Genomic DNA, 12,782 nt, shown 5'->3' on the forward strand with positions numbered 1-12,782 from the left:
AATTGAATATCATAATCTAAATTATGAATTTTATTGAATGCAAGGCTTCTCCTAAACTTGCTGCAGTCAATTCAGCCGGCCGGATCAGGAGACGCATCATGGCATTGGAAAACGCCAGCAACAGCACGGATACCGGGTTCTGGTCCGACGTATCGGATCACGTCCTGCGGTATGGCCCTGTGTTCGAACAACGTGTCATCGAACGTGCCGAAGGCAGTTATGTCTACGACAGCTCAGGCGCACCAATCCTCGATTTCACGTCCGGTCAGATGAGTTCCATCCTGGGGCATTCCCATCCGGATATCGTGCGCACCGTGCGCGAGCAGATCGGCCAGCTCGACCACCTGTTCAGCGGAATGCTGTCCCGCCCGGTCGTCGACTTGTCGAAGCGCCTCGGATCTCTCGTGCCCGGTCTGGAAAAGGTGCTGCTCCTGTCCACCGGGGCGGAATCCAACGAGGCCGCCATCCGTCTGGCAAAGCTGGTTACCGGCAAGCACGAGATCGTGGCCTTTACCAAGAGCTGGCACGGCATGACCGGTGCAGCCGCTTCCGCCACCTACAGTCACAACCGGCGGGGCTACGGGCCGGTCAATCCGGGGTCGTTTGCAATTCCCGCCCCCAATGCCTACCGGCCGCGGTTTACCGATGCGAACGGCAATCTGGACTGGAAGACCGAGCTGGACGATGCCTTCGCGCTGGTCGACAGCCAGTCCACCGGCAATCTTGCAGCCTTCATTGCAGAGCCGATCCTGTCGTCAGGCGGCATCATCGAATTGCCGGAGGGCTATCTCGCGGCACTGCGCCAGAAGTGCGACGAGCGCGGGATGCTGCTGATCCTGGACGAGGCCCAGACCGGTATCGGCCGGACGGGGCATATGTTTGCCTTCCAGCGCGACGGGGTGACACCGGACATCCTGACCTTGTCCAAGACCTTGGGGGCCGGATTGCCGCTTTCCGCCGTGCTGACGAGCCGTGCCATCGAGGAAGAAGCCCACCGGAAAGGGTTCGTGTTCCTGACCACCCACGTGTCCGATCCTCTGCCCGCTGCTGTCGGACTGGCGGTGATGGATGTGGTGGAACGGGATGGATTGATCGGCCGTGCGGTGTCGGCAGGCCAGCGCCTGCAAGCCGGACTGGAAGGCTTGAAGCAGCGTTTTGAGAGTGTTGGCGATGTGCGCGGCCGTGGGCTGCTGCTCGGGCTGGAGATCGTGACCGACAGGGCCAGCCGCCAGCCGGATCTCGCGATGGCAGACCGGATCGGCGCCGAGGCAATGGCACGCGGGCTTAGCATGAACATCGTCAAACTGCCAGCCATGGGCGCGGTCTTCCGCATCGCCCCGCCATTGACGATCTCGGATGACGAGATCGATCAGGGGCTGGACATCATGGCGTCGGCGATTGAAGCGGCTCGGGCCTGAGATGGCCCCTTAGGGTATTATGTGGCGATGCAGGGGAGCGTCAGCGCTCCTCCGCGGTCTGTCTTCTGCCGGTGAAATCGCTGCGCGGGATCCGCTCAATAAAGCGTTTGCCGATAGGTCTCCTCCAGCGCAGCATCCAGCTTCTGCATTTCCTTTTCATCCGGCGCGCCGGTCGTCTGGTCCAGAATGATCTTGGAAAGCGACGGCATTTCGCTGCGGTCCTGCTGGTGTTCGGGATCCCAGAAGTGTGAGCGCCGGAACGCCTTGGCGCAATGCAGGAAGACTTCGCTCACCTTCACGACAATGGCGAGCTTGGGCGCACGGTCCTTCACGCTCATGGTTTGAAGAAGATCCGGATCGGTTACAAGCGTTGCCCTGCCGTTGACGCGCAAGGTCTCGTCAAACCCGGGAACCAGGAACAGAAGCCCGACATTCGGGTTGGCGACAATATTGGCCAGACTGTCGAGGCGGTTGTTTCCCGGACGGTCCGGAATGGCAAGCGTTTGCGGGTCGAGAACCTTGACGAAGCCGACCGGATCGCCACGCGGGCTGACATCCGCCTTGCCGTCCTTGTTCTGCGTGCCGAGGCACAGAAACGGCGAGCGAGCAATGAAGTCCCGAGCATGCTTGTCCAGCGCGCTCAGGCACTTTTTTGCTGCCAGCGGCGATAGCTCGGAATAGTGGCTCCGGAGCGTTTCCTCGTCCGAAATGACGAACTCCAGTTTGATCTTGTAGGCTTCCATCACGCTATCCCTCGATCTTGATCCCTGTGTGACCCAGCACTGCCGGTCTTGGCCCGGCGGCTGATCCTGCGTTCGACTTGCCGAACACTGGGCCAATCTGCGTGGAAGGTAGCATAAACTGAGGTGCGTACATCAGGAATTGATGGGCCACTCGTCGTAAGGTGGCAAGGGGCGGGTTGGGCATTTGATGCCCAACCCGTTTTTGCCGTCTGACCCGAGCGATGAAGCGTTTGCAGGGGCTGGTGCTAGTCCAGTCTGACCGCTTCGATCCTGCCTTCCAGCATATGCGGCAGGTAAAGGACGTCATTGTGGGCGGAAATATCGGCAAGGCCGGCGGGTTCGCTCATGATCTCGTTCGATATACCGTCAGCATCAATCTCGAAGAGCTTGCCGTTGATCCAGTCGTTGAGGACGAGCTTGCCGTTCAGCCGTGCGATGCCATCGATGTTGCCGATGTCCCGCGCCACGACGCTGATAGCCTTGGTGGCAGGATCAATGGCAAGCAGGCTGCCGGGTGCTTCAGTGGTGAAATCGTTCTTGAGGCCCTTGCCCCAGGCGCCGACAAGCAGGCGGCCGTTGTCCCAGTAAAGGCCATTGGGGTGATTGAGCTCAGGGCTTTCCAGCCATTTTTCAAAAGTGCCATCTGCGTAGCGCCAGATGGTGTTCGTCATCATGTCTGAAACGAAGATTTCGTCGCCGCTGGTGGTCACATCATTCAGGAAGACCGAGCCTTCTGCAGGCAATGACTGCAGCAATTTGCCGGTCTGGGCGTCGACAACCCGCAAACTGGTGAGATCGGCCGCGAAGACCTTGCCGTTCATCAGCGCCAGTCCCTTGGGAGCGTCCATTCCGGTTGCCCATTTGGCGTCGATGATTTTCCCGTCCGTGGACAGAAGCGCCAGATGGCCGTTGCCGTCGACCGCATTCGGCGCGCCTTCCATGACACTGACGATGAGCCGGTTGCCGGCAGCGTCAAAGGCCACGGATTCAGGCATGTCGAAGCCGTCCGTTGACCAGAGTGAACCGGCTGATGAGGGGAGCGTTGAAAGGCCGAGCAGCAGCGCGGCGGCCAGGGGTTTGAAGGTCTGCATGGGAAGTCCTTTCGCAAAGTTGAACTGGACCTCTCCTGCAGAAGGCGAACTTTTCTTGCAATTGATGATGTTCTGGTATCAAAAAACGATACTCAAACTGTCGAATTCGGGATCAGGAATATGCGCGGTGATACCTTCAAGATCTTGCAGGGCGTGCTGAAGGCTCGTGGCATGACCTATGCGGATCTCGCAAGCCGGATGGAAATATCGGAGCCAACGGTCAAGCGGATCTTCGCCGGGCACGATTGCAAGCTAAGCCGGTTGCTGGAGATCTGCGAAATTCTGGAGGTGCCGCTGGCGGACGTATTGCATCGGGCAGAGCGGAATTCGGAAGAGGCAAGCGTCCTGCCGGTGGCAACGGAAGCACGGCTCGCTGCGGATCCGTCGCTGTTCTATCTCTTCATCCTGCTGCGTGAGCCGATCCCGCAACAGGAAATCGAGCGCCGTTTTGATCTCTCGGGAGAGGACATGTTCCGACTGGGCCGGGTGCTGGAGGCGCTGGGGCTGGCCGAAGTGCATCCAGGCAACCGCATCAAGATCACACGCAAGGAGCCCTTCAGGTTCCGTCCGGACGGGCCGTTGATCCCGCTGCTGAAAGAAATCAACATGCGCTTTCTGGGGCAGGTGATTGCCAATCCGGGTGGAAATCAGTCCCTGTTCTTCACGCTCTCCCGCCGCATGCTGCCGGACACGGGGGCGTTCATCCTGCGTGAGATCGAAACCCTGAAGGAGACCATCGCCGAGCTGGCCCGTCAGGACCAGCTGGTCTCGCGCGAGGAAGACCTGACCACCTTCAAGCTGACCGGAGCCTTCGCCCCCGTTTCCTTTCCGGACATTCTGACGATCGAACCGGGCCGGTGATAAGCGTCAGGTCCAGAATTTCGGTGTTTCCCGGGTTGCTTCCCAATATCCCTTGGCGTGCTGCCACATGGCCTGGCATTGGGCCTCGTGCCAGCCGATGACAAAACCGATGGCCTGGTTGGTTGCCAGGGTATTTGCCCCGCTGACCTTGCATTTCACCGGCAGTTGTTCGGCCATGGCGACATCATTGAGATAGCCGAAGATATCCTGCAGCTTCTTCATCCGCTTCAGGAAGGGCTTCACGGTGTCTTTCGGATAGAGGCAGCCGAAAAATTCGATGCCGTAGCGCATCTTCTTCATCGCCTTGCGCATTTCGTGGCGTTCGGGAACGGTAAGTTCTTCCAGTCGCTTGCCGTATTTCAGAACCTTCTTCCACTGCTTGGCAAGAGCTTCGCCGGCGTGAGTCTCGACAGGTTGGGCCAGAAGCTGCGTCTGGCCGAAGTTTTCCGGGTCCAGCCAGCCGCGCCCTTCCGTGTAGGCTGCAAGGTCGAGCAGGAAACCGTTGACCTCTTCCGATTTCAGGTGATCCGTCAGCGTGGTGCGGGTGCTTTCGTCCCGGAGGGCGTTGAGATTTTCCAGAAGAGCGTCAAAGGACAGGGTTCCGGGCGCCCTGTCGACCAGGGGCATAACGATCTCATCGACCAGGACGTCGAGGTCCCGCAGGGAACCGGCTTCGGTGGCAATGACCTTCGCGGTCCTGTCGAGCGGTGCCATGGTCGCCGGGTTCAGGATTGGCCGGAACAGGCGAAATGCACTGCGCAGGCGGCGCAGGCCCACCCGTAGCTGATGCGGGCCTTCCGGATCGTCCGACGACAGGACTGCAAGCCGGTTTTCGGAAATCTGGGTCAGGCAAGAACGCAGCACGTCGCGAAAGGCGTGCTCGGTGGTGATGCCGCTGTCGAAGGAAACATTCTCGGCAAAATAGGGTGCCTGTTCCGCAGGCGCGGTACCCTCGGCAAAACGGTACCCGCGCTCGGCCTTGCTATAGGGCGAAAAGCGGAAGGGGATGTCTTTCAAAAGAGCCTTGGCGGCCTCGAAAAGGGCAAGGCTGGGACCGGACTTCAGTTCCATTTCGAGTTCTGTCAGCGGCTGGCTGCCGCTGCCGGCCAGAATATTGCCGCTGTCGAAGGCAAGTTCGATGAAGGTGCCGTCACTGTCCCGGGTCAGATTGCGCACGGTGCGTTTCATCACCGTTTCAAAGCACTCCGACAGGGGGGCATCGCCGATGATTTCCAGAAGACGGTCGTGGACGGCGGGGTCTTCGATGACGGAAAAGTCGAGCGCACGGCCCTTGACCGGATGTTCGGCTTCCACAGGCGAGGACAGGCCGCCCATGACGCCCGTGCCGAGCTTGACGGTCTGAACCCAGCTGTTGCCGGACTTGCGCACGCGAAGGGAAATCCTGGCCTTGCGAAGCGCCTGGTCCGGCGTGTCGAAATAGATCGACTGCAACGTCTTGTTCACGGCGCGGCTGGCAGTGAATCCGTCTATGGAACCGGCACGTTTCAAAGCGTCCTGTGCCGTCGTTTCCAGCTCGAGCTTAAGCTCGATTTCACGTCCTGATTTGCTCATGCTGAATTTCTAGCCAAGCCATTTCTGCTTGTCCAGAAAAAGCGCACAATTTGCGCCTTTGTTTGCAGGCTAACAAATTCGCCCGCCGAACGGCGCAGGGCGCCTTTCTTTCAAGACCTCATTCGGCAACGCGAGCCCGATATTTTAGCCGAAAAGTTTCTTCCCGACGCCTTTCAATCTCTCAAGGATGCGGGACTGATAATGCAGATACCAGGGAACCGGCTTCTGATTGAACGCAAGCTTGCGGATGTAGGTCGGCACTTCCCAAACGGCGGAGGTGCCTGCCGGGAAGAACAGGGTCACGCCGGGCTTGCCTTCATAGACATGGCCGGCCTCGTCGGTGATCCGGACTCCGCCTTCCAGAAACATGACCGACTCATCCCAGCCGTAGTGCCAGCGGAACTTGCCGGCAGTGCACGACCAGTGGCAGGCATCGCCCCAGCCGAACTTGTGTCTGGCCAGCACGGCGCACATGGCTTTCGGGTCGCCTTCAAGCACCCATTCGGGTCGGATCGGCGCTGGCATCAACTGTGATTTGTCAACGAAGGACTGTGTGAAGGCCTGCCCGTGCCGAGCGGCTTCGTTCACAGCAGAAGTTTTCGTGCGTTTCGCCTCTTGAAGGCCGCCAGCCAGTGTCATCCGTTTCTCCCAAACTTGTCTGACTGTCCACTTGCGCGAGCAGCAGTTGCAAACAGCTTAAATATGCGCCGGATTTCACCCTCTGAGGCTGTGTGGCAGGCGAAATCGCAGCTCAGGGTTAAGGGGGCGTAAAGGGAGAAGCTCAAATTCGATCAAATACGGCGCCCGGCGTACTTGCTGGCGGAAAGCCGCGGCGCGCTGGAACCGCTTGCATCGGACAAGGCCCCATGATAGGCACCCAATCCGATACCGGATTGCCCCCCTGGCGGAACTGGTAGACGCGCCGGATTCAAAATCCGGTTCCTTCGGGAGTGCCGGTTCGATTCCGGCGGGGGGCACCATCTCCAGCGGTTTGAATTGCTGCAGGAATGCGCCGGAGTGGTTCGAGGCTTGCCTCCCACCCGCACAGGTAACCAGCTACTTCAACGTCACCGTGTCGAAGGCCAGGGAAGCGCTGGTCTGGTAGATGTCTTCCACTTTCTTGATGCGGCCCTGACGCGGGTGGCCGATTGCAATGCCGACGATGCCTCTCTGGCTGTCGGGCTTTGCCAGCGCGACCAGCCGCACGAGGAGCTGGTCGCCTTCCTTGTTGATGAAGTTGCCGACGATTTCGGATGCAGGCAGATCACCCAGTGTGATCTGGCGGCGGATATTCAGGCGTGTATCGTCTGTGGTGCCGAGCTGTTTCAAGAGCTCGATGGCAATATAGTCGCCCACCTCGAGGCGCTTTTGCGGATCATCGGTCTTCATGGTGTAGGTGACGACCTGCAGGGACGAATAGATGCGCTTGGTTTCGTCGTCGGTGGTGAAGTAGATCTTGATCGGACCGCCGCCGGCCGGTTTCGCCTGGGCCAGAATTTGCTGTGCCTCGCGCCGGGGTGCGGCAAGACTGAAAGGGACGGGAACCTCCACATCGTGTTTTGCGCCGAACGCCGCATCCACCGTGTAGATCGTCGACAGGGTTACGCCCTGGGCTTCAAAAGGCGTCAGCTTGACCGATCCTTCCAGCTCGACCTGCTGGGCAACTGCCGCAGCTGGCGCGCTCATCGCGAGAACCAGTGCCAGTCTGGCGATGCTTGAGGCCGTTCCGTTCATGTCCCCCTCCCAACGTCGTGCGAAACCTGGCGAGGCGTCAATGCTAACAGATACGGGCGAAAAGTCTGCCTAGTGTCTTGATGCGCGTTTTTGAAGTGGCTTCACATCAGGCTGGGATCGTTTGTGCCGGTGGCTACGCGACAACGTGCTGCTGGCGGTGCGCATTTCCCTAGGTGACTTTTTGCAGCGCAGCGGCTAAGGGAAGCGCCATGATCAGACGCCTCTACGACTGGACCTTGTCCCTTGCCGCCGGACCGCGTGCGCCTGCCGCACTCGGCACCGTATCCTTTGTCGAAAGCTCGGTGTTTCCGATCCCGCCGGACATCCTGCTGATCCCAATGGTGATCGCCCGGCGCGAGAAAGCCTGGTGGTACGCGCTGCTGTGCACGCTGACGTCGGTCGCCGGTGGTATCCTGGGATATCTGATCGGCCTCTTCCTGTTCGAACAGGTGGCGGTGCCGATCCTGACTTTCTACGGCAAGATGGGGTTCGTCGACGAGTTCAAAGACATCTATCATCAGTACGGCTGGTGGTTCGTCTTTATCGCCGGGCTGACGCCGTTTCCCTACAAGGTGATCACCATTGCCTCCGGTGCGCTGGGGCTCAGCCTGCCGGTGTTCATTGCCGCGAGTATTGTTTCTCGGGGGATCCGGTTCTTTGTCGTCGCCGGATTGCTCTATCTGTTCGGCCCGCCGATCCGCGATTTCATCGAAAAGCGGCTTGGTCTCATGTTCACCATATTTGTGGTGCTGCTGGTCGGCGGATTTGTTGTGCTTAGGTATATCTGACAATAAGAGGGTGAGATGACAGCCGACCGGATTTCGCGCAATCTGACGGGGCTCTTGCTGGTGGGCGGCCTGGCGGCAATCGCGACCGCCTGGGGCTTTCAGCTGATTGGCGGCTATGTGCCCTGCAAGTTGTGCCTCGAGCAGCGCATTCCCTATTACGTCGGCCTTCCCCTGGCCTTGCTAGCGCTTTTCCTGATGCAGGCCAGGCGGACCGGGTTGGCGTTGGCTCTGCTTCTGGTCGTTGCGGCTGTGTTTGCCTATGGTTCCGGACTCGGTATCTATCAGTCCGGTGCCGAGTGGCAGTTCTGGGACGGCCCGAGCGATTGCGGAGGCGGCACCTCGACACCAACGTCTGCCGCCAACATGCTGCAGGCGTTGAAATCGACGCGCGTCGTCAGCTGCACCGAGGCTAGCTGGCGCATGTTCGGCCTGTCCTTTGCCGGCTGGAACGCGGTTGCATCCGGCGGGCTTGCCCTTCTGGCGCTTTTGGCCGCTTTCGGGTTGAAACGCCGTGGCAACACGGCCAGTGTAGGTGCATGAGCGAGAACAAGCACCCGAAGGAAAAACTGCGCGATGAAGCGCTCCGCACACTCGACCGGGTGAATGCGGAGAGTGAGACCGTTGCCGGTTCTACCTTCGTCCGCATGGCCGACCGGGCAAAGGATCACCTGAGCGCCGCCGACAAGGACGAAGACGACCGGATCGAGGTTTGGGGCAGCCGGATCGGCCGAGGTCTCGGGCTTGTGTTCGCAATCGGACTGGCGATTTATCTACTGGTCACCTACGTACTGCCCAACACCTGAATGAACCGATCCGTCAAAGGAACCGATATGGCATCCGTCCGGCCGGTCAGCCACAGCAGCTGGACCGAACGCAAAGCACCTGACCTGGAAGACTTCGAGGCGATGGCGAGCGAGATCCTCTCCGGGCTTCCGGATGATCTTCTGCTGCGCTGTGGTCACCTGCAGATCAGCCTTGCGGACTATGCGCCCGACGACGTTCTGGATGAACTTCGCATCGAGGATCCGCACGACCTTCTGGGCCTGTTCGAAGGCCAGGGGCTGAGCGAAGGCGAAGAGACCGTGATGACCGGGCAGATGCCCAACCGCATCTGGCTCTTCCGCCGGCCGATCCTCGACTACTGGGCCGCGATGGACGAGACGCTGGGCGATGTGGTTGCGCATGTGCTGATCCACGAGATCGGGCATCATTTCGGCCTGTCCGACCAGGATATGGAGCGCATCGAGGCGGCAGCGGAACGCTAATTCTGACCCTTGCAACGAAAAAGGCCTCCCGCGTCTTGCGACACTCGGGAGGCCTTTTTGTTTTCGTCCGTTTGGAAGCGCTTATTCAGCGGCTTCCTTCTGGGCGCGTGCGATCGATTCAACGATCAGCCGCTTTGCGGATTCGACACCTTCAACACCGGTGATCTTCACCCACTTGCCCGGCTCCAGATCCTTGTAGTGTTCAAAGAAATGCTTCACCTGGGCAACGGTGATTTCCGGAAGGTCGGTCACGTCGTTGATGTTGTCGTAGCGCTTGCTGAGCTTGCGGGACGGAACCGCGAGGATCTTTTCGTCCTGGCCGGATTCGTCTTCCATCAGCAGTACGCCGATCGGACGGCAGCTCATGATGGCGCCCGGAACGATCGGGCGCTGATTGACCACGATCACGTCGATCGGGTCGCCATCGCCGCACAGGGTGTGGGGAACGAAGCCGTAGTTGCCCGGGTACCGCATCGGAGTGTACAGGAAGCGGTCGACGTACATCGCACCGGCTTCTTTATCCATCTCGTATTTGATCGGCTCGCCGCCAACGGAGACCTCGATAATGACGTTGATGTCTTCCGGCGGATTCTTGCCAATCGGCACAGCGTCGATACGCATTTAGGAAACTCCTGTTATTCGTTGCTGCGTCTATCGCAATCCCGCCGAAGAAGTTCAAGTCCTTTATTTTTGCATTGCACCTAATTGATTAACATGCGTCTATTCGCGCGGCAGGCTCTGGAGGAGATAGATTTATGAAACGGCTTACTGTTTCCCTTTTGATGCTCGGCGGATTGCTTGTGTCTCTGCAGGCTGCAGGGGCGGCGTCGGTCGACAGCGCCTATACCAAGATCCTGCTGGACAGCTGCCCGCTGATCGAGGCCGGGGACGAGGAAGAAGGCACCTTCGGCGGTGCCTGGCAGTGCCCCGGCTACAAGGGAGAGGGTGTCTATGTTGCCGAGGGCGACCTGCGCATGTTCGTCTCCTTCGGTCCCGACGCCGCCAACGAGCCTGCGGCAGGCCAGACCCTGCCCAATTTCAACACGGTCAACGAAACGCTGGAATGGCGCCTCAGGGGCGGTGTTCCGTTTGCGACCATCCTGCGCTGGTTTCCGAGCCTCGATGAGGGGGCCAAGACCGGCAGCGTGCTGATCGTGACCCAATTGCAGCCCGGCGGCGGTACCTGTCAGATTGCCCGGATCGATGCCCAGGCCAACAAGAACGCCAACGATTTGGCGCGCCAGGCCGCTGATACCATGGCCGGTTCTTTCGATTGCACGCAGCCGCCGCAGATCATCGGTAATCCCGGAATTCTCTACTAGGCAAGTGCCCTGTGGCTCAGGTGCTGATTTGCGGCCAGGCGTAGATGCTGAGCTCCAGCCTGCGGCCGCCGATCCTGTACCAGGACTTTGCCGCAAGCTTGCCACCGACTGCCTTGTAGAAAGCGCGCGCGGGCTCGTTGGCGCTCAGGACCTGCACCGCGACACCGGGCATGCTCTTCGCCGACAGCGTTTCCCGCACATTCTGGAAAAGGGCCCGGCCGAACCCGAGGCCCTGATATTCCGGCTTCAGGTAAAGCTCGTAGATTTCGCCATCCATGCCGGTATCCCGCAGTCGGCACGGCCCATAGGTCGCGTAACCGGCGGGAATTTCGGCGATGCTGAGGATCTTGATGTCGACGCCCCTCGCAAGGGCACCGCGCCACCAGCTGCTGCCTCGGCGCGAAATCATCTTCTGAAGATCGACACCGTGCAAGACGCCGCGATAGGCGCCCAGCCAGGCTTCGCTATGGATGCCGGCGAGTGCCTCACAATCGGCGGTCCGGGCCGCGCGCAGATCTATCAGGTCGGTTGTCATGCTTTTAGAAAGATACAACAAGCAATCCGACGGAAAAGAGGCAATCGCGTCGTAGAAACGCCAATTATGCCGATTTCATTGCCTTCGGCATCCGGGAGTTGATCGGCCGGAGGGGCAACACGGTAATAGTGCCGAGACCCCTCCGGTCGAACCTTGTCAAAAGGCCTCAGGCGTTGGCGCCCTGCCGCAGCCGGGCGAGAATTTCCTCGGCCAGATCCTGCCGCACCTTGCCAAGCGATTTCAGCTCGTTGGCCACCAGGTCGATTTCCTCGCCGGTCGCGCCCACCATCAGGGCAACGTTCTGGGCGTGCAGGGCCATGTGGCCTTTCTGGATGCCGGTGGTGGCAAGCGCGCGCAATGCGCCGAAATTCTGCGCCAGGCCGACGGCAACGATGATCCGGGCCAGTTCGTCTGCCGTGGTCACGCCGAGAATTTTCAGGTTGGCCTGCGCGGTGGGGTGGATCTTGGTTGCGCCACCGACCAGTCCGACAGCCATCGGCAGTTCCAGGATGCCGACAAGATTGCCGTCGCCGTCCTTTTCCCAGCGGGACATCGAGCGGTAGCGGCCGTCTTTCGACGCGAAGGCATGGGCACCTGCCTCCACGGCTCTGGTATCGTTGCCGGTTGCCAGAACCACCGCGCTGATGCCGTTCATGATGCCCTTGTTATGGGTGGCTGCCCGATAAGGGTCGGCATCGGCAAAGTGATAGGCCGACAGCATGTTGTCCCGAACCTTTTCGCCTCCGATTTCCTCCAGTGGCCAGACAGCCCGCACGCGTGCCACGCGGCGGTCGGCGAGGTTGGTCAGGATCCGCAGGAGACTGCGGGCGCCGGTCCATTCCTCCAGCTTGGGTGCAAGGGCCTCGGCCATGCTGTTGACGGCGTTGGCGCCCATCGCGTCGCGCGTGTCGACGATGATGTGAACGATGGTCATCGGTCCTTCGGCAGTGTCGATGACCCTTATGTCGAGGTCACGGAAACCGCCGCCGAGCTTCACCAGAAGCGGATCGATCTCTTCGCAGATGGTGCGGATGTCGTCGATGCGTTCAAAAACCTGCAGGCGGACGTTTTCAGGGTCGCTGGCGCCCAGAAGCTGGATCTGGGCTGCCATCAGCGGGCCGCTTGTGGAGGTCTTGAAGCCACCGGTCGGCCGGCAGCGCTTGGCCGAGTTGCACACGGCGGCGATGACGGAGGATTCCTCGCTGGCCATCGGCACCAGAACGTCCCGTCCGTCCACGGTCATGTTGGTCGCGATGCCGACAGGAATGGACATGGAAGAAATGGCGTTTTCGACAAGGCGGTCGGCCAGTTCGATGTTTCCGGATGCCGCTTCCACAAGGTCGGAGACGGACTTGTTGTCGAGATTCGCCTGGCGCTGGACCGCCTGGAGCCGGCCGGCCGGGTCCAGCTTGTGAAAACCTTCAATACGGGACGAAGTGACGTCACTCATCGG

General features: G+C 60.1%; 15 protein-coding genes and 1 tRNA gene. 8 read left to right on the forward strand and 8 right to left on the reverse strand.

All coding sequences use genetic code 11. The features are described 5' to 3' along the window. The first annotated feature begins 98 nt into the window (after positions 1-98). Positions 99-1,418 (forward strand): aspartate aminotransferase family protein, encoded by a 1,320-nt coding sequence (locus J7447_RS21835; RefSeq protein WP_209170955.1) that lies wholly within the window; start codon positions 99-101, stop codon positions 1,416-1,418. 95 nt (positions 1,419-1,513) lie between these two features. Here J7447_RS21835 and J7447_RS21840 read toward each other — a convergent pair whose 3' ends face one another. Together J7447_RS21840 and J7447_RS21845 are read right to left on the reverse strand one after the other, a co-directional pair. Further along, the gene (locus tag J7447_RS21840) at positions 1,514-2,161 is read right to left on the reverse strand and encodes a pyridoxamine 5'-phosphate oxidase family protein (RefSeq protein ID WP_209170958.1); all 648 of its coding nucleotides are present in this window, start codon (positions 2,159-2,161) and stop codon (positions 1,514-1,516) included. Positions 2,162-2,406: 245 nt separating this feature from the next. Then, entirely contained in the window at positions 2,407-3,252 is an 846-nt protein-coding gene (locus tag J7447_RS21845; RefSeq protein WP_209170960.1) for an ATP/GTP-binding protein, read from the reverse strand. A gap of 120 nt (positions 3,253-3,372) precedes the next feature. On the opposite strand from J7447_RS21845, the gene J7447_RS21850 reads away from it, so the two are divergent. Continuing rightward, the gene (locus J7447_RS21850; RefSeq protein WP_023002679.1) at positions 3,373-4,113 is read left to right on the forward strand and encodes a helix-turn-helix transcriptional regulator; all 741 of its coding nucleotides are present in this window, start codon (positions 3,373-3,375) and stop codon (positions 4,111-4,113) included. Positions 4,114-4,119: 6 nt separating this feature from the next. Here the strand turns inward: J7447_RS21850 and J7447_RS21855 are convergent, their stop codons facing one another. Next, positions 4,120-5,685 carry a CYTH and CHAD domain-containing protein gene (locus J7447_RS21855; RefSeq protein WP_209170962.1) on the reverse strand — a complete coding sequence of 522 codons (1,566 nt, stop codon included), beginning with the start codon at positions 5,683-5,685 and terminating at the stop codon, positions 4,120-4,122. Positions 5,686-5,829: 144 nt separating this feature from the next. Next, positions 5,830-6,324, reverse strand: coding sequence for a cupin domain-containing protein (locus J7447_RS21860; protein WP_023002681.1), 495 nt, complete (start codon positions 6,322-6,324; stop codon positions 5,830-5,832). 256 nt (positions 6,325-6,580) lie between these two features. Here J7447_RS21860 and J7447_RS21865 point away from each other — a divergent pair. Next, positions 6,581-6,665: transfer RNA gene (locus J7447_RS21865), tRNA-Leu, on the forward strand. Between the two features lie 76 nt (positions 6,666-6,741). On the opposite strand, the gene J7447_RS21870 is transcribed toward J7447_RS21865, so the two are convergent. After that, a complete protein-coding gene (locus J7447_RS21870; protein WP_209170964.1) occupies positions 6,742-7,419 on the reverse strand; it encodes a hypothetical protein in 678 nt (225 codons plus the stop codon). A gap of 209 nt (positions 7,420-7,628) precedes the next feature. Here J7447_RS21870 and J7447_RS21875 point away from each other — a divergent pair, with 209 nt between their 5' ends. Genes J7447_RS21875 through J7447_RS21890 form a run of 4 tightly spaced genes read left to right on the forward strand, consistent with a single transcriptional unit; the run spans position 7,629 to position 9,472 of the window. Next, positions 7,629-8,207: a YqaA family protein gene (locus J7447_RS21875; RefSeq protein ID WP_023002683.1), complete on the forward strand. Its 579-nt coding sequence runs from the start codon at positions 7,629-7,631 to the stop codon at positions 8,205-8,207. Between the two features lie 15 nt (positions 8,208-8,222). After that, complete coding sequence (locus J7447_RS21880; RefSeq protein ID WP_023002684.1) at positions 8,223-8,747, forward strand: disulfide bond formation protein B; 525 nt, start codon at positions 8,223-8,225, stop codon at positions 8,745-8,747. Further along, positions 8,744-9,010: a hypothetical protein gene (locus J7447_RS21885; RefSeq protein WP_023002685.1), complete on the forward strand. Its 267-nt coding sequence runs from the start codon at positions 8,744-8,746 to the stop codon at positions 9,008-9,010. Before J7447_RS21880 ends, J7447_RS21885 begins: the two co-directional genes overlap by 4 nt. A gap of 27 nt (positions 9,011-9,037) precedes the next feature. Next, positions 9,038-9,472, forward strand: a complete 435-nt coding sequence (locus J7447_RS21890) for a metallopeptidase family protein (protein ID WP_031270101.1) — start codon at positions 9,038-9,040, stop codon at positions 9,470-9,472. Between the two features lie 81 nt (positions 9,473-9,553). Here J7447_RS21890 and ppa read toward each other — a convergent pair whose 3' ends face one another. After that, positions 9,554-10,093: an inorganic diphosphatase gene (gene ppa / locus J7447_RS21895; RefSeq protein WP_209170967.1), complete on the reverse strand. Its 540-nt coding sequence runs from the start codon at positions 10,091-10,093 to the stop codon at positions 9,554-9,556. A 134-nt stretch (positions 10,094-10,227) separates the two neighbouring features. Here ppa and J7447_RS21900 point away from each other — a divergent pair, with 134 nt between their 5' ends. Continuing rightward, a complete protein-coding gene (locus tag J7447_RS21900) occupies positions 10,228-10,794 on the forward strand; it encodes a hypothetical protein (protein WP_209170969.1) in 567 nt (188 codons plus the stop codon). A gap of 16 nt (positions 10,795-10,810) precedes the next feature. On the opposite strand, the gene J7447_RS21905 is transcribed toward J7447_RS21900, so the two are convergent. Beyond that, positions 10,811-11,347, reverse strand: a complete 537-nt coding sequence (locus J7447_RS21905; RefSeq protein WP_208984635.1) for a GNAT family N-acetyltransferase — start codon at positions 11,345-11,347, stop codon at positions 10,811-10,813. Positions 11,348-11,495: 148 nt separating this feature from the next. Beyond that, the gene (locus J7447_RS21910; RefSeq protein ID WP_209170971.1) at positions 11,496-12,779 is read right to left on the reverse strand and encodes a hydroxymethylglutaryl-CoA reductase, degradative; all 1,284 of its coding nucleotides are present in this window, start codon (positions 12,777-12,779) and stop codon (positions 11,496-11,498) included. Between the last annotated feature and the right edge of the window lie 3 nt (positions 12,780-12,782).

The sequence above is a fragment of the Labrenzia sp. R5_0 genome (assembly GCF_017743835.1).
GTDB classification, from domain to species: Bacteria; Pseudomonadota; Alphaproteobacteria; order Rhizobiales; family Stappiaceae; genus Roseibium; species Roseibium algicola.

What these genes read in the sequence shown, in the direction of transcription:
- J7447_RS21835 (WP_209170955.1), top strand. Translation starts at nt 99, where the DNA reads ATGGCATTGGAAAACGCCAGCAACAGCACGGATACCGGGTTCTGGTCC.
- J7447_RS21840 (WP_209170958.1), bottom strand. Translation starts at nt 2,161, where the DNA reads ATGGAAGCCTACAAGATCAAACTGGAGTTCGTCATTTCGGACGAGGAA.
- J7447_RS21845 (WP_209170960.1), bottom strand. Translation starts at nt 3,252, where the DNA reads ATGCAGACCTTCAAACCCCTGGCCGCCGCGCTGCTGCTCGGCCTTTCA.
- J7447_RS21850 (WP_023002679.1), top strand. Translation starts at nt 3,373, where the DNA reads ATGCGCGGTGATACCTTCAAGATCTTGCAGGGCGTGCTGAAGGCTCGT.
- J7447_RS21855 (WP_209170962.1), bottom strand. Translation starts at nt 5,685, where the DNA reads ATGAGCAAATCAGGACGTGAAATCGAGCTTAAGCTCGAGCTGGAAACG.
- J7447_RS21860 (WP_023002681.1), bottom strand. Translation starts at nt 6,324, where the DNA reads ATGACACTGGCTGGCGGCCTTCAAGAGGCGAAACGCACGAAAACTTCT.
- J7447_RS21870 (WP_209170964.1), bottom strand. Translation starts at nt 7,419, where the DNA reads ATGAACGGAACGGCCTCAAGCATCGCCAGACTGGCACTGGTTCTCGCG.
- J7447_RS21875 (WP_023002683.1), top strand. Translation starts at nt 7,629, where the DNA reads ATGATCAGACGCCTCTACGACTGGACCTTGTCCCTTGCCGCCGGACCG.
- J7447_RS21880 (WP_023002684.1), top strand. Translation starts at nt 8,223, where the DNA reads ATGACAGCCGACCGGATTTCGCGCAATCTGACGGGGCTCTTGCTGGTG.
- J7447_RS21885 (WP_023002685.1), top strand. Translation starts at nt 8,744, where the DNA reads ATGAGCGAGAACAAGCACCCGAAGGAAAAACTGCGCGATGAAGCGCTC.
- J7447_RS21890 (WP_031270101.1), top strand. Translation starts at nt 9,038, where the DNA reads ATGGCATCCGTCCGGCCGGTCAGCCACAGCAGCTGGACCGAACGCAAA.
- ppa (WP_209170967.1), bottom strand. Translation starts at nt 10,093, where the DNA reads ATGCGTATCGACGCTGTGCCGATTGGCAAGAATCCGCCGGAAGACATC.
- J7447_RS21900 (WP_209170969.1), top strand. Translation starts at nt 10,228, where the DNA reads ATGAAACGGCTTACTGTTTCCCTTTTGATGCTCGGCGGATTGCTTGTG.
- J7447_RS21910 (WP_209170971.1), bottom strand. Translation starts at nt 12,779, where the DNA reads ATGAGTGACGTCACTTCGTCCCGTATTGAAGGTTTTCACAAGCTGGAC.